This is a genomic window from Haloarcula quadrata (assembly GCF_003634715.1).
GTDB lineage: Archaea > Halobacteriota > Halobacteria > Halobacteriales > Haloarculaceae > Haloarcula > Haloarcula marismortui.
In genome coordinates this window covers 909,269-930,817 of record NZ_RBWW01000001.1, presented here as the reverse complement: position 1 = coordinate 930,817, position 21,549 = coordinate 909,269, and the positions used below count along the sequence as shown (strand labels likewise).

Here is a 21,549-nt window from a genome sequence, read left to right as displayed (position 1 = left end):
GCGGTTGCTACTGGCCGGTGTGATAAACCGCAAAAGCGACTGCGTTACGCCGAGGCCTGCTGCAGCGCGTCGTCGATGTCGTCGGCCTGCGTGACGCCGACGAAGCGCTCGACGATGCCGTCGTCGTTCTCGATGATGAGCGTCGGCAGGGAGCGTACCTGATACTCGTTGGCGACGTCCTGCTCCTCGTCGACGTTGATCTTCTCGAACTCAACGTCCGCCCACTCCTCTTCGAGGTCTTCAAGGATCGGGTCCTGCGTTTTGCAAGGGCCGCACCAGTCCGCGTAGAAGTCCTTCAGTGTAACCGTCATAGTACTCTGTTCGTGTTAGCCCGCGGTATCTGATAAGGGTTATCCATGTGTACCGGGGGCACGCAATCGCGGGCGACCCGAAAGGCTTAGTGTTGGTGATACACCACCCTGAAGTATGAGTGGTAGCGACGGCGGCGGACTGATGTCCAGTGCGGGACTGGTCCGGTATTTCGACGCTGAAGACCAGAACACGATCCGTATCGACCCTCGAACAATCGTCGCGACCGGCGTCATGTTCGGGCTGTTGATGCTCGTGCTGAACGCGATGATCGTGTAGGCGATTCCGCACTGTTTTCCTCTCCCCGCCACTGACTCGCGGGTATGCACTTCACGCAACGCGAACAGCAGGCGCTCCGCGATGCTGGCGTTGAGCAAGCGACCATCGAAGCGGCCTCCGACGCGGTGGTCGAAGCCACCGACGACGCGGCCGGAGAACTGGAAGCCTTCTTCGACGGCCGCGAGACGGTGTACTCCGATATGGATATCGCTCACAGTTCCAGCGAGATTCAGGAACACACCGTCGAATACTGCGACCTGTTCACCCACGCCGACGACATCCGGGGCTATCTGCGCTTCGACACCTGGGGCGTTCCGGTCGAGGGCGGACGCATTCTGAGCGAGGAGAAGGTCGAGCTCTCGCTCGGGCCGACAGTCCACGGACGGGTCCGCTTTGCCGCCGACGAGGACGCGCTATGACCGTCCGGGTCAGGGGCATCTACGCAACGGCGCTGACCCGGCTACTGCGCGAGGCGGACCACGAGGTCGTCCAGGCATCGGATCCTATCGAGGACCGCTTCGACGGCGAGTTCGCCGACGAGCGGGCGGCGGTCACCGTGGTGACGACCGACGACCAGCAGGGTGTCGGCGTCATCGGTGACCACGACACTGCCGCGGCCGTTACCGACCGCCTGGCCGAAGTCGGCCGGGACACGCTTCGCTGGGACGACCCGACGCCCGAGGGCGCTATCTACGCCGGCACGGTGACGGATACGCTGGGGAGCGGCGCCGTCGTCGACCTTGGCGACGGCGAGGGGTTTCTCCCGTACTCGTCTTCGGACGAGCGCGTCGAGACGGGCGATACGCTCCGGGTGCAGGTCGTCGAAGCGAGCGCGCCGTGGACCGACGGCCGCCCCGTGCTGGACACGACCGTCGCGGTCCGCGGGTCGCTGCTCTCGCTCGTGCGCGGCGGGACCGCCAACAGGTCGGGGACCGGCGGCCCGGCGATGCTGGACCTCATCGCCGCGGAGCCCCAAGACGGCTGGGGTGTCTCATGGGAAGCGGCGAGCGAGGACGCGAGCTTCGACGCGCTGGCTGCGGCACTCGACGCCGCCAACGACCGTGCGGCGGCCATCGATGCATCGCTCGACGGGGCCGACGCGCCCGAGGACTGCGCGCCGACCCGTTACGACGAGGGACGTTCGACGGCGTGGCTGTGGTTCGGCCGCGAGAGCCGGTTCGCCCTCGACGAGGTCCGCCGCGAGGTGACGTCGACGATGCCGGGCCACCACCGCGTGAAGGCCGGGGACCGCGCGGCCAGCGCCGCTGTGGACTACGTCGAAGCGCTGTGTGACGACCCCGAAACCGGCGAGACGGACTTCCCCTTCGCCGTAACGACCCGGCAGTTCGGCCCGCAGGTCGGCGGGTCGCTGTCGCTGGGTCACGGCAAGCCCGACGGCCGACTCATCACGATAGGCAATGGCGAGGTCCAGTCCGTCGATGACGACGGAACGGTGACCATCGAGCGCGAGATGAGTCCCGGCGGCACCTACGACGCGCTGGGCGTCCCGAAGGAGGCCGGCGACATCGCTGAAACGAAGGTCAAGGAGGGGCGGTGGTGGTACCCGACGGTGTACCGCGACAGCGACGGCGACAAGAAGGGCACGTACGTCAACGTCTGCACGCCTGTCGAGATATTCCCCGACACCGCCCGCTACGTTGACCTCCACGTCGACGTGGTGAAACACGCCGACGGCACCGTCGAGCGGGTCGACGACGACGAACTCGACGCGGCCGTCGAGCGCGGCCACATCTCCGAGCCGCTGGCCGAGCGCGCCCGGAGTGTCGCCGCCGCTGTCAAGAGCGCACTGGAGTGACGCAACGGGGCTCAATCAGGCGGGCGAGATCAGTCGCGCCGGCGTCGGGCGCGCCACGCTGCGAGTCCGACCGCCGCGACTGCCGACCCGACGCCGAAGCCGGGACCGCCGACGCCAAGGGAGGTGCCGTCAGCGTCGGTAGCGTTGCCCGCCTCGTCGTCCGTGGGCGTTGGCGTCCGTATCTGGGGGTCCGGGAACGTGTACAGTCCGGGCTGGACCTCCGTCCCCTGGCTCGCGTTCGTGCTCCCGGCGACGAAACAGCCGGCGGCGCGCTGGGCGGTCCAGAACGAGGTCGTTTCAGTGTCGCGCCACTCGAACGCGAGTTCAGGCGCGGTCGGGTCCGTCAGGTCGTGGACCCGGACCCCGCCGTTGTACCACGCCGAGTAACAGCGGTTGTCGGTCAGTTCGAAGTTGTGTGCCGTCGTGAGGATGCCGCCCGGCGATGGGTCCGAGGTCGGCGGCGGGTCGAGCGTGGACAGCAGTTCAGCGTCGGTCGGGTCGCTGATGTCGTACAGCTCGATGCCGCTGGGGCCGCCGCTGTCGTCGTCGCCAAGGTCCCATGATTCGCCGCCGACGCCCAGCAGCGACGCGTCCTCATTGACCGTCACGAAGTGGTCGTTGCCCGGCGGCTCGCTCCGTTCGGTCCCGGGGTCCTCGATGGCGGCGAGGTCTTCGGGAGGCCGACCGCGGACCTTCGAGACGAGCGAGATGTCGCTCGGGTCCGACACGTCCACGACCCACGTCCCGCCGTCCCAGTACGCCAAGTAGGCCCGGTCGTCCTCCACCCAGACATCGTGCAGCGGCCAGAGACTCGTCGGCACGTCGGTCCAGGCGTCGCCGGCGTCTAACAGCGACCAGTCGCCGACTTCCTGTTCGGCGTCGACATCGACGACGAGCAAGGGGTTGCCGTCGCGGTCGTTCGCGGTCAGGTAGGCGTAGCGGCCGTCGAAGTGACAGTTGTGGACCCGTGTGTCCAGTTCGAGGCCCGCGATTCGCTCCGGAGCCTGCCGGTCGCTCACGTCGAAGACGGCGAAACCGTGAGCGCCGTCGGCGGGGTGGGCAGGCCCGGCGGCCAGCAGCCGCGAGCCGCTGACGGCGAGGTCTTGCACGCGCTGTATCGGACCGTCGTCGCTCTCTGCCAGCAAGTCGGTCCGGCGGCTGAGGAGTCGGGGACTGGTCGGCGTAACGAGGTCAACGAGCGCGATGCCGTCACCTGTCGCGACGTAGGCCGTGTGTCCGTCGGGGCTGGTGACGACCTCGTACACTGTCTCCATCTCTAGCACGCCCAGCGGGTCTCCGCCGGTCGGGGTGTCGGAGGCCGCTGGCTCGGCTGTCCCATCACCGGTCGGCGTCGGATGGCCGCGGGTCGTCCCCGTAGCGAGGCCAACACCTGTCCCTGCAAGGGCGAGTCGTCGGAGGACCGTCCGGCGGCGCATAGCGGTCGTTGGGGGAGCCAGGGCAAGAAGGATTCCGGTGGGGCGTCAGTTCCCCTGAATCGCGTCGATAACCATCGCCGCGGCGATGATCGGCTCCTTCGGGACCGTGCTGGCGTCGTCGATGGTGATCTCGTAGCGGTCTTTCAGCGAGAACTGCCCGTCGATGTTGCCGACGTGGGTGCCGTCTTGGTCGGTGATCTCGTACTTGTGGGGAATCCACCCCCCAAAGGGGACGACGTTGCGGGCGATGGTCACGAGCGCGCCCTGAGAGTTGATTTCGGCGATCTTCGCCTCAGTGCTGGCGTCCCGAATCTTCCACGTGTCCTGAAAAATCGAGTAGTCGTTGTCGAGGATGACGATGTCCTCGCCGGTCTTCGAGTCGGTGAGGACGTAGTTGCCGGCCACGTCGATGATGCCGCCGGCGTTGACTTCGAACACTTCGTCACCATTTCCGTCGACGAACGGGAACTGCTCTTTCATCTTCAGCATCTTCTGTTTCCCGCGGAGGACGACGTTCCCGGCGGCGTCCATGGCTTTGTACTTGCTCCGTATCAGGCTCTGTTCGACCGTGTAGCTGTCATCAGAGAGGTCGATTCCCTTGATGTCGTACGTGGAGGGCGGACTCATATTATTTACCATAGAACACGCCGTAATCAAGCTTTCGACGGAACCAGTACCAATCAAGTACGGTTTCGGACGCAACCGACAGGGTTTCCCTCCTGCCGGCCAACGAAGATGCAAAGATGAGCAAGGATATAATCGAGGTCCGAGGGGCCGAGGAACACAACCTCAAGGACGTCGACGTGGAGATTCCCCGCGAGGAACTGACAGTCGTCACCGGGCTGTCGGGGTCGGGCAAATCCTCGCTCGCATTCGAGACGGTGTACGCCGAGGGCCAGCGGCGCTACATCGAATCGCTCTCCGCCTACGCCCGGAACTTTCTGGGGCAGATGGACAAGCCACAGGTCGAGAACGTCGAGGGGCTCTCCCCGGCGATCTCTATCGACCAGAAAAACGCCGCCAACAACCCCCGCTCGACGGTCGGCACTGTCACCGAACTCCACGACTACCTTCGCCTGTTGTACGCCCGCGTCGGCACGCCACACTGCCCGGAGTGTGGCCGCGAGGTCGGCGAGCAGTCCGCCCAGAACATGGTCTCGCGGCTGCTGGAACTCCCGGAGGGAACCCGCGCCAAACTGTGTGCGCCGGTCGTCCGCGACCAGAAGGGTGCCTTCGAAGACCTGTTCGACGACCTCGTCGGCGAGGGGTACAGTCGCGTCGAGGTCGACGGCGAGGAGTTCGACCTCACGCTGGACCGACCCGAACTGGACGAAAACTACGACCACACCATCGACGTGGTCGTGGACCGCGTGAAGATTTCGCCGGACGCCCGCTCGCGCATCACGGACTCCGTCGAAACCGCGCTCGAAGAGGCCGACGGGACGCTGAAGGTCATTCTGCCGGACCCGGCAGAAGGCGCGGCAGAGACGCTCGGCGGGTCAGACGCCCGGGCAACCGGCGACCTCGCCGACGGTGAGGAGGACGACGGAGCTACTTCGGACCGAATCGTCGTCGAACTCTCCGAGGACCTTGCCTGCACCCACTGCGGTATCGACATCTCCGAAATCGAGACGCGGTCGTTCTCGTTCAACTCACCGCACGGGGCCTGTCCGGAGTGTGAAGGGCTTGGCGAAACGAAGGAGGTCAGCGAAGACCTCGTCGTCACCGACCCGACGAAGCCGCTCAAGCACGTCTTCGAGCCCTGGAGCTACGACCGGACGTACTACTCGCGGCAACTGGACAACGTCGCCGAGCACTTTGGCGTCGACCTCTCGACGCCGTTCGAGGAGCTAGACGAGTCCGTCCAGCGGCAGTTCCTCTACGGGACCGACAGCAGGGTCCACTTCGAGTGGCGGACCAAGAACGGGACCCGCGAGAAGACTGAGCGCTTCGAGGGCGTCATCCCGAATCTGGAGCGGCGACACGTCGAGACGGATTCAGACCGCGCCCGCGAGCATATCGAGGAGTTCATGGCGACGACGACGTGCCCGGCCTGTGAAGGGACACGACTCAAAGCGGAGTCGCGGGCAGTGCTCGTTGACGGCACCTCGATAACGGAAGTCAACGAGATGTCCATCAGCGACGCGCTGGCCCACTTCGAGGGGATGGAGGAGAACCTCTCGGCTCGGGACCGGAAGATCGCCGAGGAGATTCTCAAGGAGATCCGCGCCCGTCTGGGCTTCATGACCGAGGTCGGCCTGGACTACCTGACGCTGGACCGTGAGGCGTCGACGCTATCAGGCGGCGAGAGCCAGCGGATCCGGCTGGCGACCCAGATCGGGAGCGGCCTCGTCGGTGTTCTCTACGTCCTCGACGAGCCCTCTATCGGCCTCCACCAGCGGGACAACGACCGCCTGCTGAACACCCTCGAAGAGCTTCGAGACCTCGGGAACACGCTGCTCGTGGTCGAACACGACACCGAGACGATGCGCCGGGCCGACCAGATAATCGACATGGGGCCCGGGCCGGGCAAGCGCGGCGGCGAGGTCGTCGTCAACGCCCCGATGGACGAGGTCATCGACACCGAGGAATCGGTGACTGGGGAGTACCTCTCGGGCGAGCGGACGATTCCGGTCCCCGACAGCCGCCGCGAGGCCGACGGCGAACTCACCGTTCGGGGTGCTCGCCAGCACAACCTCGCTGACCTCGACGTATCCATCCCGCTGGGGACGTTCACCGCCATCACAGGCGTCTCGGGCTCCGGGAAATCCACGCTGATGCACGACGTGCTGTACAAGGGGCTGGTGCGTCGGATGAACGACACCGACGTGAACCCCGGCGAACATGACGCTATCGACGGCCTCGACGACATCGAAACGGTTCGGCTCATCGACCAGTCGCCTATCGGCCGAACGCCCCGCTCGAACCCGGCGACGTACACCAACGTCTTCGACCACATCCGCGAGCTGTTTGCCGAGACGAGCCTCTCGAAACAGCGCGGCTACGAAGTCGGCCGGTTCTCGTTCAACGTCAAGGGCGGCCGCTGTGAGGGCTGTGGCGGCCAGGGGACGGTCACCATCGACATGAACTTCCTCTCGGACGTGACGGTCCCCTGCGAGGAGTGTGGCGGTGCGCGCTACAACGACGAGACGCTGGACGTGACCTACAAGGACGCAACCATCGCCGACGTGCTCGATATGACTGTCGAGGAAGCGTACGACTTCTTCGAGAGCCACAGCGGCATCCGTCGCCGACTGGAGCTCCTGAAGGACGTGGGGCTGGACTACATGCGACTGGGCCAGCCCTCGACGACCCTCTCCGGGGGCGAGGCGCAACGCGTCAAGCTCGCCGAGGAGCTCGGCAAAAAGGATTCGGGCGAGACGCTGTACCTGCTCGACGAGCCCACGACCGGGCTCCACCCCGAGGACGAGCGAAAGCTCATCGACGTGCTCCACCGGCTCACCGACGACGGCAACACAGTCGTCGTTATCGAGCACGAACTCGACCTGATAAAGAACGCCGACCAGATCATCGACCTCGGTCCCGAGGGCGGCGAGAACGGCGGCGAACTCGTCGCACAGGGCACTCCGGAGGACGTGGCCCGGACCGAGGCATCCTACACTGGGCAGTACCTCCGCGACCTGCTGCCGAACGTCGACCTAGAGGGGCCGCGAGCGGACCGCGACACAGCGGCCGAACAGCCGGCCGCGGACGACGACTGAGGAAGTCGGTATGCTGAAAGCAGGCAATAGCTGAAACGGCCACCAACGTTTTTGCCAGTAGGGAAACCTGATATAGCCAGTTATGGCGCAGTCGACAGCAGACCGCGTCGAGCGGAAACGGGGTATCGGTGGGCTGGCGAAGCAGGCGAACCCGGCGTTTGCTGTGGGGGCAGTCGCCGTCCCGCTCATCGCGTTTGCGGGGGCACTCGCCAGCGGAAACATCCGGGCGCTGACCTACGTCCATGTGATGGCCGGGGTGCTGTGGACTGGTATCGACCTGTTCATGGGCCTCGTGCTGGGGCCAGTGCTCGGCGGTCAAGAACCAGAGGCACGGGCAGACTTCTTCGCATCGTTCACGCCCAAGATGACGTTCCTGATGCCAACGCTGGCGACGGTGACTATTTCGGGCGGCATCCTGCTGGCACTTCGCCTCGGAAAGTTCCCCAACGCCGACCCGTGGCTGGCAATCCTGACCGCTGCGACGCTGATTCCGGTCATTCTCCTCATCGGCTATCAGTTCGACGCGCTGACCGACCCGAAGACGCTGGGCATCCTCGGCGTCGCCGTCGTGGGTTCGGGCGCGTATCTCGTCACGACGCTGCCGGCCTTCGCAATGACCTCGTGGTGGATGGTCGCCACGCTCGGTATCGTGACGCTGCTGTCCGTGCAGGGCTTTGGCGTCATCCTGCCCGGCGAGGTCCGTATCTACCGGCAGGTCGTCTCCGAGAACCCGGACGTCGACCTCGTCTCCGAAATCGGGATGCGAAACGCCAGACTGGGGGGCTTGCAGGGGCTGATGCAGTTGGCTATCGTGTTCGTGATGGTCGGCCTGCCCTGGTGGACACCATAGCGGGGTGGGAGTATCCCGTGGTACAGACGAGATAGAGCCGGACAGTCCAACCCGGCTCGGGTTTCTCGGCTGACTTCGGGCGGGGTTGTCTGCTGTTCGAGTGTGTGCACTCACGGCGTTCTCTGATGTCGGCAGAACACCTACAGGTTAGCCGTCCGATACGTCGGTTCGTATGTCCGACCCTGACAGCGGTCCGACGGACCCCGAGGCGGTGCTAGAGGAACTCGCTGGGCTGCCGACGCTGGCGCATCCGACGGCGTCCCCTGACGGCAGCGAAGTGGCCTGCTACTACGACGTGAGCGGGCGCAACGAACTCCACGTCCTCGACGTCGAGGCCGGCACGCACGAGCAGTGGAGCGACGGCGATGTCCCCAGGAATGCCCGCTGGCACGTGGAGTGGGACGCCGACGGCGAGCGGGTGTTCTTCCACCTCGACGACGACGGCAACGAACAGAACGACGTGTACGCCATCGACCGCGACGGGTCGGTTGAGGCGGTCGTCGAGATGGACGGGCAGGTAGTGCTGCAGGACGTTGGCGAGGACGGCGAGACGCTACTGGTCGGGTCGACCCGGGACGGGCAAATGAACCTCTACAGTCACAACCTCGCGAGCGGCGAGACGTCCAAGATTACTGACTACGACCGAGCGGTTCACACGGGACTACTCTCGCCCGACGGGTCGCAGTTAGCGTACGCGACCAACGAGACTGACGACTTCGACAACATGGACGTGTACGTCAGTGACGCCGACGGGTCGGACCCAGAGACACTCGAAATCGGCGTCACCGGCGCGGAGGCCGCCCCGGCCGACTGGGGACCCAACGGTGACCGTTTACTCGTGATGGACAACAGCAGTGACCTGTCCCGATGCGGCGTCTACGACCTACGCACGGACGCAGTGACGTGGTTCGGCGGCGAGTACGAGGAGGAACCACAGGCGTTCCTGCCCGACGGCAAGCGGTTCCTCGCGGTCCGGACGCGTGAGGCGACGAAGCTCCCGGTCGTGTACGACATCGAGACCGGCGACGCACGCGAACTCGACCTTCCTGCAGGCGTCGCGTCATTCGGCCGGATGGGCGGTGACCCGATACTGGGTGAGGACCGCCTCCTAGCGCTGCATACGACGCCCACGCGACGCCCCGAACTGCTCGCGTACGACCTCACGACGGACGAAACGGAGCCGCTGGTTGAGGCCGAGTACGGGCCGTTCTCTCCCGACGCCTTCGCCGACGCCGAGTACTTCACCATCGAGTCCGACGGCGTGCCCGAAACGCGGCAGGCGGCCGTCGAGCACGACCCGTACGACACGCTGGATATCGGCTGTCTCCTCTATGATTCAGGCGAGCGACCGTCGCCGCTCATCGTGAACCCCCACGGCGGCCCCCGCGGAATGGACAGCAAATCATTCGACCTCTACACACAGTTCCTCGTTCAGCGGGGCTTCTCCGTCCTGCAGGTGAACTACCGGGGTTCGACTGGCCACGGCCGCGAGTTCATCCGCGAACTGTACGACGACTGGGGCGGGGCCGAACAGGGCGACGTGGCCTCGGCCGCTGAACACGTTCTCTCGACCCGCGAGTGGCTTGACGAAGATCGGGTTGTCGTCTTCGGCGGCTCCTACGGGGGCTACTCGGCGTACTGGCAACTGGTCCAGTACCCGGACCTGTACGACGCCGGCGTCGCCTGGATCGGTCTCACAGACCTCGAAGACCAGTACGAGAACACGATGGCGCACTACCGAACAGAGTTGATGAGAAGAACATGGGTACTCCGGAGAAGAACCCGGACCTGTACGAGGAACGGTCGCCCATCACCCACGTCGACAACCTCGACGCCCCGCTGTTCATCGTCCACGGCGTCAACGACCGCCGGGTCCCCGTTTCGCAGGCCCGGCTGTTCCGCGATGCCCTCGAAGACGCGGGCTACACCGAAGGACCGGACGGCGCGTTCGAGTACCGGGAGCTCGGTGAGGAGGGCCACGCATCCTCAGACATCGAGCAGAAGAAACGGCTGTTCCGCCTCCTCGACGACTTCCTCGGTCGGCGAGTCGGGACCGAAGCGGTCGCTGCCGACGACTGAGTCCGGTGGTGTAGAAGCGCTTATCATCCTGCCTGTCGACCGTTTCTGGCAACGATGGGCTGGTCGGGTCGCGCCGAGAGTCGCTGTACGTTCACCGACGACCGCGCAGGGTTCGAGGGAGACCCGGACCAGGAGTGGGAGTGCCCACACGGGGCACTCGAAGGTAAAGAGCGCTGTCCGTTCCACTGCCAGCCCGAGGACGTCCCCGACAGCGTGGACGTTTCCGAGGCGTTCCTCGACGCGATAGCCGGCGATGCCGCCGAGAGTCGGCAGGACCGCGAGCGGGCGAAGCAGTTCATCGGAGCGACGTTCGATGTTCTCGACCTGTCGAACGCGGTCGTCGACGCCGCCGACAACCATCCGGTCGACCTCCGCGGGGCGACAATCGGTCGGCTGGACTGCACTGACAGCGAGTTCGGCCAGCGCCTCGACCTCCGGGGAGCGACGGTCACGGAAACGGCCACGTTCGACGGGACGTACCACGAAATCGATGCGAAAGACGCGACGATTTCCGAGGCAGTATTCAACGGGGTGACAGCGGACCGGGTCGACCTCAGGGGCGCGCAACTGGACACCGCTGCGTTCGAGAGCGCGGAACTGTCCGAAGTTGATGCCCGCGACGCAACAATTGAAAGCGCGACCTTCGACCGGGCCTCGGTGATTGACGCCGCCTTCGACCGGGTGACTATCGAGGAGGGGTCGTTCCAGCACGCCACACTGGAGATGGCCGACTTCGACGAGGCGACGCTCGGGACGGGCGACTTCTACCACGCGACCTTCGACGAGGCGGACTTCCGATGGGCGGAGTTCGGCACGGCGCGGTTCTACGGAACGACGTTCAGCGGCGGCTACTTCAACGAGACCAGCTACGGCGAGGCCGTTTTCGAGCGGGTGGAGGCCGAGCGACTCTATCTCCCTGACGTGACGCTCACCAACGCGACGTTCGCCGACGCAGCCGTCTCGATGAAACTAGTCGTTCACGACTCGGTGTTCGTGGGCACCGACTTCGAGGGCGCAAACATCGAGCGGCTCGACGCCACGGACACGACGCTGGTCGCCGCGAGGTTCGTCGACGCCACTGTCACCGACCTCGACCTGAGCGGGGCAACGCTGGCGAGCCCACAATTCGCTGACAGCGACATCGACCAGCTCCGTGCTGCGAAGGTGACCTGCATAGGCACCGTCCGACTCCACGGCTGCACCATCGGATCGGTCGACCTCCGGCCAGCGGCCGTCGGACCGGACGGCGTCGGACTCGTCTCGCTCTCCGAGACCACAGTCGAAGACGGCACGTTCGGCCAGCCGGCTGCAGGCGCAGCGGTTTACGACCCCGAGCGAGCGACGCTTGGCACTGTCCGATTTGAGGGCGACGGGACGGAGAGCGTCCTCGACCGTGTCGCGTTCTACCGGACGCGGTTCGCGGGCTTCGATTTCCGCGACGACGATGCCCTCGACTTGGAGGCTGCAAACTACCGGCTTCACGAACTCGACAGCAGGCTGTGGGACGGCCTGCGGACCGCGCTGTCGTACCCGGCAGCCCTCGACGAGGCCGTCGAAGCCCTGGCGGACGGCAACGAAAACGCAAAGACCGCCGAGCCAGGCACTGTCCCGAGAGTCGCGTCGGCCGGCGAGGACAGGGCGGGCTCGCCCGCCGGCGACGGTAACACGGCCGCGGTGGGCGATGAACCGCCGACTCTCACCAACCTGGCGGCCAAGCAGGCCCAGGACCATGCGGTCCCGACAGCCGCCCGCGCCACTGCCGAGCGACTCGGGACGGCGACAGAGGGGCGAATCGCGGCTGCCGCCGGCGAGGTGACATATCTCCGGGCCAAAAACGGCGCAAACGACATCGCCGACAACACCGCGGCCTCCGAGTTCTTCATGTCGCAGATGGGATACCGGCGGCGCTGTCAGTCCCGGCGCGTCCGGGACAGTGCGGCGTCGCTGCGGGAGCGGGGGCGGGCGCTCGCCCGCTGGGGGATGAACGCCTTCCTGTTCGTGACGACCGGCTACGGTGAGCGGGCATCGTACACGCTCGCGGCCTCGGCGGTACTCATCGTCACATACGCGGGGCTGTACCTCGCTATCGCGCCGGACCTGTTCGACAGTGTCGGCCAGTACGCCCAGCTCAGCCTCGGGTCGTTTATTGCCTTCTTCCTCGGCGGCGTTGGCGAGGTCAGTAATCCGACTGTGAGTCTCCTCGCCCAGTCCGAGGCGTTCCTCGGCGGCTTCTTCGTCGCGCTGTATGTTTTCGCCCTGACGCGGTCGGTCAGTCGCTGACCACCGCCACCTTTCTTCGCTCGGGCAACGTAGGTCGGCCATGGACACCGTCTACGCCGCACTTGGTGACCGCGTCCTTGTTGGGGACGGTAACAGCGGCTGGGACGATTGCCTCCGTGGCCACGATATCGAGTGTGTCGCCGCAGAGGCTGCCGAGTCGGAGCGAGCCTTCGTGGGTCCCTCGGATGCTGGCCTCCAGCGGACCACCGACGGCGGCGCGACGTGGGAAACAGTCCTCGATGCCGGCGACCGCGTGACGAGCGTCACGGTCAGCCCGCGCGACGCTGACGTGGTGTGGGCCGGGACGGAGCCGAGCGCGGTCTACCGTTCGGCTGACGGCGGTGAGACGTGGAACGAGAAGCCCGGACTGACGGAACTGGACTCGGCAGCACGGTGGTCGTTCCCGCCGCGGCCCGACACCCACCACGTGCGCTGGCTCGCCCTCGCGCCAGACGACCCGGAGCAGGTGTACGCCGCCATCGAGGCCGGCGCGTTCGTCCGCAGTCCCGACGGCGGCGAGACGTGGGTCGACCACCCCGACGGCGCTCGGCGAGACAACCACACGCTGGCGACCCATCCTGACGCCCCAGACCGGGTGTACACCGCCGCCGGCGACGGTTTCGCGCTGTCGACCGACCGTGGAGCGGCGTGGACCCACCCGCAGGAGGGGCTGGCCCATCGGTACGTGTGGGGGCTGGCCATCCACCCCGACGACCCGGACTGTGCTATCGTCTCGGCGGCCAGCGGACCCCGTTCGGCTCACAGTACACACGGCGAGAGCTACGTGTATCGATGGAACGGTGACCGGTGGACGCAATCGATGGACGGCCTGCCGGGACCGGAAGGTCTGGCCCGGCCGATTCTCACCGCTGCCCCGACTGATGGCTTTCTCGCGTTGACGAACCACGGCCTGTTCCAGTCGAAACACGGGGAGACGTGGGTCAAGCAGAACCTCGTCGGCGGGGACTGGACAGCCGAGTACGACCAGGTCCCGAGCGGACTGGCCATCGTCTAATACCGCCACCTCGTGATTCGGTCGGAAGACGCGCAGAACACACAGCAGACAGCAGTCCTTACAGGGCGGTGACGACCACGTACCCGATGCCGCTCGTCACGACCGTCGCGGCGGCCGCAAACAGGAGAATCTTCGCCGCTTTTCGCCGGTCAGCGCGAACGGCCTCACTTGTATCGACACTGCCGCGTTCCCCGCCCGACCCCGAGAGGTCGTAGCGGGCCAGCGCACCGAAGGCGACACAGAACCGGAAGTAGTCCTGAAACGCGCCAACGTACCCGCCGAAAATGAAGGGGATAGTCGCCCACAGCGACAGGTTGGGGACCGCGCCCACTGCGACGGCGAGCGCGAGACCGACAGCGACCGCAAACGAAGCAATGGCCGACAGTCGGCGGGCGCGGCGCTGGTTCGCTCCGATGTTACACACCCCGGGCTGATACTCTGCCATAGGCCATGACAGGGGCTACACCGACAAATACGCCCTGATTCGGGTAGTGACGCGACGGTCGGTTTCAAATGGTTGTGTCGTCAGGGGTGTGGTTTTTCATTTCGGCGGTCAACCATCCAACTATGTCCCTCCAGTTCGAGCTATCGAAAACGTGGAAATGCGCCCTTATTGGCGGCGTCATCCCCGCAGCGTTCACGGTCGTGGACGTGTTGCGGTCAGCATCGAATATCACCTTTCAGGGGCTTTTCCTCGGCGGCGTCGTCGCAGGCTATCTGGTCAAACGTCACGATGGGGTCGGGACTGCCGCCGGAATTAGAGCCGGACTCATTGGCGGCGTTCCAGCGCTCTGGTCGCTGAAAGAGCTGTTAGTGGCTATCCCAACGATTCCGAATCCGCTTTGGTTCCGGGTCGTCGGCGTCGGACTCGCCCTCGTTGTTGGTGTGCTACTGCTGGGCCTCCCGATGGCAGTCGGTGGCCTGGCCGGCCGTTTCGGCGGCTGGCTGGCCGAGCGACAGGGCCATCCGCGGGTCCCCACGGCGGGGAGTTGACCCGGCGGTCGTCCCGGAAACAGGGACAGCAGTCTGTATGAATCAAGAAGCTATTTGATTCGTGACACCGAGAGAACGTGTATGTACGATGTTGTGGTGGTCGGCGCGGGTCCGGCTGGGTCCCGGTACGCGCGTCAGGCGGCGAGTCGGGGGCTCGACGTGGTGGTGTTCGAACAGGGAGAGATCGGCAAACCACTGGCCTGCTCGGGCCACGTGAGCACAGATATCTGGGAATTCACCGAGGACGCCCGCGACGAACTGTTCCAGAACGAGATTTCGGGCGCACGCTTTCACACGGGCGGTCCCAGAAGTCAGGACCATCCCTTCTACAAGGACGAGGTCATCTCGAACGTCATCGACCGCGTCGGCCTGGACAAGCACCTCGCGGAAGTAGCCCGCGACGCCGGTGCCGACGTTCGTGAGGAACACTCCGTCGTCGGCGTCACCGAAGACAGGGACAGCGTCACCGTTGAAGTCCGCGGCGACGACGGCGTCGAGACACACCGAGCGAAGATGGTTGCCGGCTGTGACGGCCCGAAGAGCCGCGTCCGGCGGGAACTCGACCTCCCGGAGCCCGACGAACTGCTGCATGGTGTTCTCGGGTTCAGCGATGAAGTGGACCACGGCGATTTCGTCGACGTGCACCTCACCGTTCCGCGCTTTTTCGCCTGGCGCATCCCGCGGGGCGAGGCCGGTGTTGAGTACGGACTGGCGGTGCCGCCGGGCGATGACGCCCGCGGCCGTTTCGAGGAATTCGTCGACGGCTACGGCGTCGAAACTGACCACCGCTGTTCGGGACTCATCCCGATTGGCCCGCCGAAGCGAGTCACCGGCCGACGGTCGTTCCTCATCGGTGACGCCGCGGCCCAGACCAAGCCCTTCACCGGCGGCGGCATCCGCTACGGCATGACCGCCGCCGACCACGCAGCCCGAGAGATAGACCCCGAGGACCCGGCGACACTGGGCGAGTACGAGCGGGCGTGGCGCGACGACCTCCGGCAGGAAATCCGCCTCGGCCACGCGGTTCGGGCCGGCTACTCTGCGCCGGAGCCGATACAGAAAGCCGGGATGAAAGCCTTCGAAGGCGAGATCGGCGTCCACATGGACCGGCCGACGACGCTGTTCTCCCGGGAGCAGTTAGCAGCGCTGTTCTCCCGGTCCTGACGGACGTGTTACCGAACTATCGTGTGCAGGTAACGTTTTTACCGACCGCTGGAAAAGGGCGGGCGTGGTAACACGCCGACGAACCTACGTCCTCGCGGGCCTGCTCGTTCTTACCGGCTGCCTGACGACGGTCCTGCTCGCGCGAGTGCTCTCGACAATATTCTTCGCAATCACGGTCGCATACGTGCTCTTCCCCGTTTCGGAGTGGCTCGGACGCCACGGGCTCAACAAGCGACTGTCAGCGGCTGTGACGACGGGTATCGCCTTTGTCAGCGGCACGCTCATCGTCGTCCCGCTCGGGGCCGTGCTGTATCTCCGCCGTCGTGACCTGTTTACCTTCTTCCAGCAACTCCCGCCGATGGTGACCCTCGAAGTCGGTGAGTTTAGCTACCCGGTCGAGATTGCGCCGACGCTGATAGCCGCCCGAGAGACGCTCACGGCCGTCGCGGTCGACCTCGCTGCCGAATCGCCTGTGCTGGCGCTGAAAGCCGTGCTGTTTTCGATTCTTGTTTACGCGATGCTCTGGCGGCCACAGGCACCAAAAAAGGCCGTCTATCGGACAGTGCCGGCGTCGTATCACGAGGTCGTCAACCGACTCCATCAGCGACTCCGGGGGACGCTGTACGCGATTTACGTTCTTCAGGCGGCGACGGCGTTCGGGACCTTCGTCGTGGCGTGGGTCGTGTTCTGGCTGCTGGGCTATCAGGGCGCGTTCGCGCTGGCGGTCGTCGCCGGCATCCTGCAGTTCGTTCCCGTCATCGGCCCCAGCGTGGTCGTCCTTACCATCGCTGTCGCAGATATCATCAACGGCAACATCACCGGGGCGGTACTGGTGACCGTATTCGGCCTCGTCTTCGTCGGCTTCCTCCCCGACGCGGTCATCAGGCCGAAACTGGCCCGCTACACGACCGGGCTCCCGGCCAGTCTCTACTTCGTCGGGTTCACCGGCGGCGTGTTAACACTTGGCGTCATCGGCTTTATCGCCGGGCCGGTCGTTATCGCGCTGCTGGTCGAACTGTCGTCGCTGCTGACCAGCGAGCGACAGGGGGACCAGCAGCGGCTGACGTAATGTTGACCGCACCAGCAGTTGCGACGACGCCTCAGTTCGTCTCCAGCGGCCGCCCCTGTGCCTCCCATTCGGTGAGGCTCCCTTCGTAGAAATCCACCTGCTCGAAGCCGAGATGCCGGAGGACGACGTACGTGTGGCTAATGCGACGGGCAGTGTTACAGTAGAGGACGACGCGTTTGCCGGGGACGATGCCGGCGGCTTCGAGAACGGACAGCGCCTCGTCTTGCGGAAGCAGTCCACGAGTCTCGTTGTCAACGAGGTCTCGCCAGTCCAGCAGGACCGCACCCGGGATGTGGCCCGCGTCGTACTCCTCGTCCTCGCGAGTATCGACCAGCACCGCGTCGGGGTCGTCCGCGGCGTCAGCGACTGCGTCCGGGCCGACCAGCGGCGTCGAGTCGGGTCGCGTCACCTCGTAGTCAGTTGGCTCGACGGTCGGCGTCTCGCCCGTCGTCTCCCGTTCGAGTTGCCAACTGGAGAAGTCGCCGTCGAGGAGATGTAGCCGGTCGGGGTCGTGGCCGAACAGTTCCGCAGTGACCAGAAACCGCGCGGCGAAGACGCCGTGGTGGTCGTCGTACGCGACGATGTCGCTCTCCGGCGTAATGCCGGCCTCGGAAAGCAACTGCGCCCAGTCGCCTCCGTCGGGGAGCATTCCGTCGCCAGCGTCCGACTCCGCGCCGTGTTCGTCCGCCCGGAATGAATCGAAAGGCACGTTCAACGCGCCCGGGAGGTGCCCGAGGCCATCGTACTCCCACGCGTCCCGCACGTCGACCACCCGGAGGTCGTCGCCCCGACTCGACACCCACTCCGCAGAGACGAAATCAGTCATCATCCACGCGTTACCGCTCCGTCCGCTTGAAAACTCCCATCACAGCCGGTCGAAGGTGGATGCAAATGCTGCCGCCTCTCGCGAGAGAGTGGCCTGACTCACATCCGGACATGGCACGCCATGGCCCCTCCCTGCTGGGCGGCGAAAGTAGTGGACAGCGACATGTCCCAGTAGAAGCAATATCTGCCGGCACGGTGGATGAGTGGCCGAACATGCCGAAAGTCGTAGTAATATATGTCTGGTAGACTTACGCTTCGATGCATTATGACTGACTACGCTAACGACGTGCTCGTCTCGGCCGACTGGGTCAGCGAGCATCTGGACGAGTTCCAGAGCGACGACCCCGCCCACCGACTGGTAGAGGTGGACGTCGATACGGAACTGTACGACGAGAGCCACGCGCCCGGCGCGATCGGCTTCAACTGGGAGACGGACCTTCAGGACCAGACCACGCGAGACATCCTCGACAAGGAGGACTTCGAGGACCTGCTCGGTGCCCACGGCATCAGCGAGGACTCGACAGTCGTTCTCTACGGTGACAACTCCAACTGGTTCGCCGCCTACACATATTGGCAGTTCAAGTACTACGGCCACGACGACGTGAAGCTCCTCGACGGCGGCCGCGAGTACTGGGTCGAGAACGACTACGAACTCACCGACGAAGTGCCCGAGTTCTCCGAAGTCGACTACGAAGCCGCCGGCCCGCGCGAGTCCATCCGCGCCTACCGAGAGGACGTCGAGAACGCCATCGAGCGTGAACTGCCGCTCGTCGACGTTCGTTCGCCCGAAGAGTTCTCCGGCGAAATCCTCGCACCGCCTGGACTGCAGGAGACCGCACAGCGTGGCGGCCACGTGCCCGGCGCACAGAACATCTCCTGGGCGGCCGTCACCAACGACGACGGGACGTTCAAGGACTACGACGAACTCGAAGAGCTCTACGCCGAGTACGGCATCGACGGCGACTCCACGACAGTTGCCTACTGCCGCATCGGTGAGCGCTCCTCCGTCGCCTGGTTCGCCCTGCACGAACTGCTGGGCTACGACGACACCATCAACTACGACGGCTCCTGGACCGAATGGGGCAATCTGGTTGGTGCGCCGATAGAGAAGGGCGAAGCGGACGACTGACGCGAGATTCGACTTTAGGAGAATCTCGGTTGGGTGAGCGGGCCGTGCCCGCGAGCAGGCGAAGCGCAGGAGTTCGCTTCGAATCGGAGCGGGGAGGCATAGCCGACCCGCGGAGAAGGGCGAGGCTGAGTAAGCGACAGCGTACGAAGCCTCGAATCGAAGCGACAACGGCTTACTTTCTGATTTTTGTGGCACTGCTCGAGACCAAGAGCGTCGCTGAGGCAGACACCCGCGCCGAACAATCATCTGCCGACCTCGAAATACAGCGGTGTTCCCAACCGTACATTCAAGTCAGATGCGCATCCTACACCCGGGTGTGGACCGAACGGAACTCGAACAGGAACTTCGTGACGCTTTCGACGCCGACCCGGATATCGTCACGGTCGTCGCCAGACAGGCGCGGGACCTCTCGGAGTCGGACCAGTTCGTGACCGACTTCGGGGCGGAACTGACCGTTGAAGATGTTGTCGACAACCTCGCGGACGCGCCTGACGACTATCAACTCGCCGAGCGATGGAACTGGTGGCTGGGTGCACTTGACCTCTCACACGGCGGCTACGCGCGGTTCAGCGTGCGACAGGACATCGATAAGACGTCCTGACCTGTCGCTGTCCGTATTTTTGCGTGGAAAAACGGCGCAACGCCAGTCAGTGTACGCTAAGCCCGTGTGCCTCTCGTGCGTGTTCGAGGAGTTCCTCCGTCGTGTCGAACTCCTCGCCGCAACTGCACGTGTGGTACGTCGTCGGGGATTGCTGGCGTGTCGCCATGACAACTGAACAATGAACCCCGAGTATAATAATTGTTTATGCTAGCGTGATAACACTGCCCAGTCGACGTGTTATCTTCACACAACACCAGAAGCGAAAACAGCCCCCTGTCGATTCATAGCCACTGAGCGCCCACATATCGTCGTGTTCCAGTTCAAACGTATTCTGTCTGTCCAGCGGTCGGCAGCACGGTCCGGTCAGAACCAACGAACGGAAACGGACGGGCCGCTTCTGTCCCGATAATGGATGTGCAGTTTCTCGGCGGGGCGGGTGAAATCGGTCGGAGCGCCATCCTCATCGACGAGTCGTTACTGCTAGATTTCGGGATGTTGACCGACTCACCGCCACAGTTTCCGGTGCAGACGCCGTCGCCGGACGCCGTCGTCGTTTCGCACGGCCATCTCGACCATGTCGGGACCATCCCGGCGCTGGTGTCGGGCGACGCGCGGCCGCCGATTCACTGGACGCCGCCGACGTACGAACTGGCGATGACGCTCGCGCGGGACACGCTCAAACTCCACGGCGGGACGGTCAACTGCCCGTTCACCGAGACCAACGTCAGACGGGTCACACAGGTGTCAAAGACCCACGGCTACCGCGAGTCGTTCGAGGCCGCCGGCTACGAGGTCACCTTCTACAACGCCGGCCACATTCCGGGCAGCGCGCACGTGCTCGTCGACGATGGCGACACCAGACTGCTGTACACGGGCGATTTCCACACCGACGACCAGCGCCTCGTGGCCGGGACGACGGCCCGTCCGGACGCGGACGCGGTCATCTGTGAGAGCACCTATTCCGATGTCGACCACGACCCCAGAGAAACGGTCGAGGGGCGGTTCGTCGAGAGCGTCGAGACGACGCTCTGGGAGGGCGGGACCGTCGTCGTGCCCGCCTTCGCAATCGGTCGAACACAGGAGATGCTGCTCGTCTGCGAGGCACACGACATCCCGTGTTACGTCGACGGGATGGGGAAGCAGGTGACCGAGATGCTCGGGCAGTACCCCGAGTTCGTCCGCGACGCGGACGCGCTCCAGCGGGCGAAATCCCACGCCCGGTTCGTCACGGGCAAAGACGGTCAGCGCAAGCGTATCACCGACCAGAAGGCGGCAATCGTCACTACCAGCGGGATGCTCTCTGGTGGCCCGGCGATGACGTACATTCCGGAAATCCGCGGGAATCCGATGAACAAGATCACGATGACCGGGTATCAGGTCGAGGGGACGCCGGGACGGGACCTGCTAGAGACGGGGAGTGCCGAGATAGACGGCCGGATTATGCCGGTCAGCGCACGGGTCGAGCAGTACGACTTTTCGGCACACGCCGACCGAGACGGGCTGTTTGCGTATCTCGACAGCTACCGTGACACGCCGGTACTCGTGAATCACGGCGACCGCTGTGAGGCCTTTGCAACCACGCTCCGCGAGGACGGCTACGACGCGACAGCGCCCGAGTTAGGCGCAACCGTCGCCATTCAGTAGGCGGTTGTATATGCGACCGCAGTCCCGCTCAGATACTCTCGTCCGCATCCTCGGCAGCACGCTGTTTCAGCCATTCGTCAAGCAGGTCGCGGACCGCAGCGTCCCGGTTGTCGCGATGGTCGGCGAACGCCTTGTCATCAATCGCGTCGAGCAACTCCTCATCCAGTTCGACCGCAACCGATTCGAGGTCCAGAAACGCTTCGTCCATTGATTACGGGGAGTTTGACCGCCAGCGAAATATATCCTCGTCAGACAGCCGTCGGTCAGTCGTGTGACAGAGGCCGCGACGACGAAAAATTCCAGAAGGGTTGCAGGAACCGCCGTGCTTTGATTACGAC

19 protein-coding genes and 1 pseudogene are annotated in these 21,549 nt (G+C 65.0%); 14 read left to right on the top strand and 6 right to left on the bottom strand.

All coding sequences use genetic code 11. The features are described 5' to 3' along the window. Positions 1 to 44 precede the first annotated feature (44 nt). Complete coding sequence (locus tag BDK61_RS04865; RefSeq protein ID WP_004591027.1) at positions 45 to 311, bottom strand: thioredoxin family protein; 267 nt, start codon at positions 309 to 311, stop codon at positions 45 to 47. A 115-nt stretch (positions 312 to 426) separates the two neighbouring features. Between BDK61_RS04865 and BDK61_RS04860 the strand changes: the two genes are divergently transcribed. Genes BDK61_RS04860 through BDK61_RS04850 form a run of 3 tightly spaced genes read left to right on the top strand, consistent with a single transcriptional unit; the run spans position 427 to position 2,404 of the window. Then, positions 427 to 588, top strand: coding sequence for a preprotein translocase subunit Sec61beta (locus BDK61_RS04860; protein ID WP_004514908.1), 162 nt, complete (start codon positions 427 to 429; stop codon positions 586 to 588). A 44-nt stretch (positions 589 to 632) separates the two neighbouring features. Beyond that, complete coding sequence (locus BDK61_RS04855) at positions 633 to 1,007, top strand: DUF7532 family protein (protein ID WP_011224035.1); 375 nt, start codon at positions 633 to 635, stop codon at positions 1,005 to 1,007. Next, entirely contained in the window at positions 1,004 to 2,404 is a 1,401-nt protein-coding gene (locus BDK61_RS04850) for a DUF402 domain-containing protein (protein WP_121302455.1), read from the top strand. Before BDK61_RS04855 ends, BDK61_RS04850 begins: the two co-directional genes overlap by 4 nt. Positions 2,405 to 2,433: 29 nt before the next feature. Here the strand turns inward: BDK61_RS04850 and BDK61_RS04845 are convergent, their stop codons facing one another. Together BDK61_RS04845 and BDK61_RS04840 are read right to left on the bottom strand one after the other, a co-directional pair. Further along, positions 2,434 to 3,840, bottom strand: coding sequence for an LVIVD repeat-containing protein (locus tag BDK61_RS04845; RefSeq protein WP_121302454.1), 1,407 nt, complete (start codon positions 3,838 to 3,840; stop codon positions 2,434 to 2,436). 45 nt (positions 3,841 to 3,885) lie between these two features. After that, positions 3,886 to 4,467 carry an LURP-one-related/scramblase family protein gene (locus BDK61_RS04840; protein ID WP_121302453.1) on the bottom strand — a complete coding sequence of 194 codons (582 nt, stop codon included), beginning with the start codon at positions 4,465 to 4,467 and terminating at the stop codon, positions 3,886 to 3,888. A gap of 116 nt (positions 4,468 to 4,583) precedes the next feature. Between BDK61_RS04840 and uvrA the strand changes: the two genes are divergently transcribed. The 5 genes and pseudogenes from uvrA (at position 4,584) to BDK61_RS04815 (ending at position 13,786) form a co-directional block, all read left to right on the top strand. Beyond that, positions 4,584 to 7,562: an excinuclease ABC subunit UvrA gene (uvrA, locus tag BDK61_RS04835; protein ID WP_121302452.1), complete on the top strand. Its 2,979-nt coding sequence runs from the start codon at positions 4,584 to 4,586 to the stop codon at positions 7,560 to 7,562. Between the two features lie 82 nt (positions 7,563 to 7,644). Beyond that, entirely contained in the window at positions 7,645 to 8,412 is a 768-nt protein-coding gene (locus tag BDK61_RS04830) for a hypothetical protein (protein ID WP_121302451.1), read from the top strand. A gap of 172 nt (positions 8,413 to 8,584) precedes the next feature. Continuing rightward, positions 8,585 to 10,491 (top strand): annotated as a pseudogene (locus BDK61_RS04825) (S9 family peptidase). 54 nt (positions 10,492 to 10,545) lie between these two features. Then, the gene (locus BDK61_RS04820) at positions 10,546 to 12,771 is read left to right on the top strand and encodes a pentapeptide repeat-containing protein (protein WP_121302450.1); all 2,226 of its coding nucleotides are present in this window, start codon (positions 10,546 to 10,548) and stop codon (positions 12,769 to 12,771) included. Positions 12,772 to 12,811: 40 nt separating this feature from the next. Beyond that, a complete protein-coding gene (locus BDK61_RS04815) occupies positions 12,812 to 13,786 on the top strand; it encodes a WD40/YVTN/BNR-like repeat-containing protein (protein ID WP_121302449.1) in 975 nt (324 codons plus the stop codon). A 58-nt stretch (positions 13,787 to 13,844) separates the two neighbouring features. On the opposite strand, the gene BDK61_RS04810 is transcribed toward BDK61_RS04815, so the two are convergent. Next, on the bottom strand, positions 13,845 to 14,231 hold the full coding sequence (locus BDK61_RS04810; protein WP_004958512.1) for a hypothetical protein: 387 nt from the start codon (positions 14,229 to 14,231) through the stop codon (positions 13,845 to 13,847). Between the two features lie 68 nt (positions 14,232 to 14,299). Between BDK61_RS04810 and BDK61_RS04805 the strand changes: the two genes are divergently transcribed. The 3 genes from BDK61_RS04805 to BDK61_RS04795 all read left to right on the top strand — a co-directional run bounded on the left by BDK61_RS04805 (position 14,300) and on the right by BDK61_RS04795 (position 17,012). Next, positions 14,300 to 14,779, top strand: a complete 480-nt coding sequence (locus tag BDK61_RS04805; RefSeq protein ID WP_121302448.1) for a DUF5518 domain-containing protein — start codon at positions 14,300 to 14,302, stop codon at positions 14,777 to 14,779. Positions 14,780 to 14,860: 81 nt separating this feature from the next. Continuing rightward, positions 14,861 to 15,943 carry a geranylgeranyl reductase family protein gene (locus BDK61_RS04800; protein ID WP_121302447.1) on the top strand — a complete coding sequence of 361 codons (1,083 nt, stop codon included), beginning with the start codon at positions 14,861 to 14,863 and terminating at the stop codon, positions 15,941 to 15,943. 64 nt (positions 15,944 to 16,007) lie between these two features. Further along, complete coding sequence (locus tag BDK61_RS04795; protein ID WP_004958520.1) at positions 16,008 to 17,012, top strand: AI-2E family transporter; 1,005 nt, start codon at positions 16,008 to 16,010, stop codon at positions 17,010 to 17,012. A 31-nt stretch (positions 17,013 to 17,043) separates the two neighbouring features. Here BDK61_RS04795 and BDK61_RS04790 read toward each other — a convergent pair whose 3' ends face one another. Then, positions 17,044 to 17,838, bottom strand: a complete 795-nt coding sequence (locus tag BDK61_RS04790; RefSeq protein WP_049919108.1) for a sulfurtransferase — start codon at positions 17,836 to 17,838, stop codon at positions 17,044 to 17,046. A gap of 264 nt (positions 17,839 to 18,102) precedes the next feature. Here BDK61_RS04790 and BDK61_RS04785 point away from each other — a divergent pair, with 264 nt between their 5' ends. The 3 genes from BDK61_RS04785 to BDK61_RS04775 all read left to right on the top strand — a co-directional run bounded on the left by BDK61_RS04785 (position 18,103) and on the right by BDK61_RS04775 (position 21,211). Next, positions 18,103 to 18,966: a sulfurtransferase gene (locus BDK61_RS04785; protein WP_121302446.1), complete on the top strand. Its 864-nt coding sequence runs from the start codon at positions 18,103 to 18,105 to the stop codon at positions 18,964 to 18,966. 295 nt (positions 18,967 to 19,261) lie between these two features. After that, positions 19,262 to 19,567, top strand: coding sequence for a hypothetical protein (locus BDK61_RS04780; protein ID WP_121302445.1), 306 nt, complete (start codon positions 19,262 to 19,264; stop codon positions 19,565 to 19,567). A gap of 408 nt (positions 19,568 to 19,975) precedes the next feature. After that, complete coding sequence (locus BDK61_RS04775) at positions 19,976 to 21,211, top strand: MBL fold metallo-hydrolase (protein WP_121302444.1); 1,236 nt, start codon at positions 19,976 to 19,978, stop codon at positions 21,209 to 21,211. Between the two features lie 28 nt (positions 21,212 to 21,239). Here BDK61_RS04775 and BDK61_RS04770 read toward each other — a convergent pair whose 3' ends face one another. Next, the gene (locus tag BDK61_RS04770) at positions 21,240 to 21,419 is read right to left on the bottom strand and encodes a ribbon-helix-helix protein, CopG family (protein ID WP_004958557.1); all 180 of its coding nucleotides are present in this window, start codon (positions 21,417 to 21,419) and stop codon (positions 21,240 to 21,242) included. Between the last annotated feature and the right edge of the window lie 130 nt (positions 21,420 to 21,549).

Bases quoted from the DNA above. Each gene is read 5' to 3' on its own strand.
- uvrA (WP_121302452.1), top strand. From the start codon at position 4,584: ATGAGCAAGGATATAATCGAGGTCCGAGGGGCCGAGGAACACAACCTC.
- BDK61_RS04820 (WP_121302450.1), top strand. From the start codon at position 10,546: ATGGGCTGGTCGGGTCGCGCCGAGAGTCGCTGTACGTTCACCGACGAC.
- BDK61_RS04800 (WP_121302447.1), top strand. From the start codon at position 14,861: ATGTACGATGTTGTGGTGGTCGGCGCGGGTCCGGCTGGGTCCCGGTAC.
- BDK61_RS04830 (WP_121302451.1), top strand. From the start codon at position 7,645: ATGGCGCAGTCGACAGCAGACCGCGTCGAGCGGAAACGGGGTATCGGT.
- BDK61_RS04810 (WP_004958512.1), bottom strand. From the start codon at position 14,231: ATGGCAGAGTATCAGCCCGGGGTGTGTAACATCGGAGCGAACCAGCGC.
- BDK61_RS04855 (WP_011224035.1), top strand. From the start codon at position 633: ATGCACTTCACGCAACGCGAACAGCAGGCGCTCCGCGATGCTGGCGTT.
- BDK61_RS04785 (WP_121302446.1), top strand. From the start codon at position 18,103: ATGACTGACTACGCTAACGACGTGCTCGTCTCGGCCGACTGGGTCAGC.
- BDK61_RS04775 (WP_121302444.1), top strand. From the start codon at position 19,976: ATGGATGTGCAGTTTCTCGGCGGGGCGGGTGAAATCGGTCGGAGCGCC.
- BDK61_RS04845 (WP_121302454.1), bottom strand. From the start codon at position 3,840: ATGCGCCGCCGGACGGTCCTCCGACGACTCGCCCTTGCAGGGACAGGT.
- BDK61_RS04790 (WP_049919108.1), bottom strand. From the start codon at position 17,838: ATGACTGATTTCGTCTCTGCGGAGTGGGTGTCGAGTCGGGGCGACGAC.
- BDK61_RS04850 (WP_121302455.1), top strand. From the start codon at position 1,004: ATGACCGTCCGGGTCAGGGGCATCTACGCAACGGCGCTGACCCGGCTA.
- BDK61_RS04780 (WP_121302445.1), top strand. From the start codon at position 19,262: ATGCGCATCCTACACCCGGGTGTGGACCGAACGGAACTCGAACAGGAA.
- BDK61_RS04840 (WP_121302453.1), bottom strand. From the start codon at position 4,467: ATGAGTCCGCCCTCCACGTACGACATCAAGGGAATCGACCTCTCTGAT.
- BDK61_RS04815 (WP_121302449.1), top strand. From the start codon at position 12,812: ATGGACACCGTCTACGCCGCACTTGGTGACCGCGTCCTTGTTGGGGAC.
- BDK61_RS04860 (WP_004514908.1), top strand. From the start codon at position 427: ATGAGTGGTAGCGACGGCGGCGGACTGATGTCCAGTGCGGGACTGGTC.
- BDK61_RS04865 (WP_004591027.1), bottom strand. From the start codon at position 311: ATGACGGTTACACTGAAGGACTTCTACGCGGACTGGTGCGGCCCTTGC.
- BDK61_RS04805 (WP_121302448.1), top strand. From the start codon at position 14,300: ATGGTTGTGTCGTCAGGGGTGTGGTTTTTCATTTCGGCGGTCAACCAT.
- BDK61_RS04770 (WP_004958557.1), bottom strand. From the start codon at position 21,419: ATGGACGAAGCGTTTCTGGACCTCGAATCGGTTGCGGTCGAACTGGAT.